Genomic DNA, 842 nt, shown 5'->3' with positions numbered 1-842 from the left:
TTAGAGGTCCTAACAGAAGCCGTTGATGGTGTGACTGTCGGCCTGGATGCTCGTTGGTCCGTTCGTGGCGAAGAGGAACTCTCGGCCGTGGGTCGTTTCGGACGAACTGTGGTTGCTGATAGAGCCGTTGCTGCCGGTTGCGGCGCCGAAGCTGGTGGCGGGGCGGCCTCGGGTGCCTGACCGGCAGGCTCTGTGCGGGATCCTCTTCGTGCTCCACACCGGAATCCAGTGGGAGTACCTGCCCCAGGAGCTCGGCTTCGGGTCCGGCATGACGTGCTGGCGGCGGCTTGCCGCCTGGAACGAGGCCGGCGTGTGGGACCGGCTCCATGTCGTCCTGCTGACGAAGCTACGGTCGGCGAAGCAGCTGGACTGGTCCCGGGCGGTGATCGACTCCACCCATGTCCGGGCCGCCCGACGCGGCCCAAAAGCGGTCCCAGCCCGGTCGACCGAGCACGTCCGGGCAGCAAGCACCACGTCCTCGTCGACGGGCGGGGCATCCCACTCGCCGTGTCGCTGACCGGCGGAAACCGCAACGACGTGACCCAGCTGATGCCCCTGCTCGCGAAGATCCCGTCCGTGGCCGGCCTGGTCGGCCGGCCGAGGCGACGACCGGACATGCTGCTGGCCGACCGGGGCTACGACCACGACAAGTACCGCCGCCTCGTCTGGACGCAGGGCATCAAACCGGTCATCGCCCGACGCGGTGTCCCGCACGGCTCCGGCCTCGGAGTCCACCGTTGGGTTGTCGAGCGCACCATCGCCTGGCTGCACGGCTTCCGACGCCTACGCGTTCGCTGGGAACGACGCGACGACATCCACGAAGCCTTCCTCGGCCTCGCCAC

At 68.6% G+C, this 842-nt stretch carries 1 protein-coding gene; it reads left to right on the top strand.

Annotated elements, in window-relative coordinates; all coding sequences use genetic code 11:
- Positions 1-46: 46 nt before the first annotated feature.
- A protein-coding gene (locus CCN56_RS38020; RefSeq protein WP_373412949.1) for an IS5 family transposase occupies positions 47-842 on the top strand; the annotation gives its coding sequence in 2 pieces (ribosomal slippage) (positions 47-422 and positions 422-842; 797 coding nt annotated over the 2 pieces). This gene is flagged as partial in the annotation.

The organism is Streptomyces sp. NRRL B-24572, assembly GCF_002156145.1.
Classification (GTDB): Bacteria; Actinomycetota; Actinomycetes; order Streptomycetales; family Streptomycetaceae; genus Streptomyces; species Streptomyces vietnamensis.
Note: the sequence above shows the minus strand (reverse complement) of the source record. Positions and strands in the feature narration are given on the sequence as shown.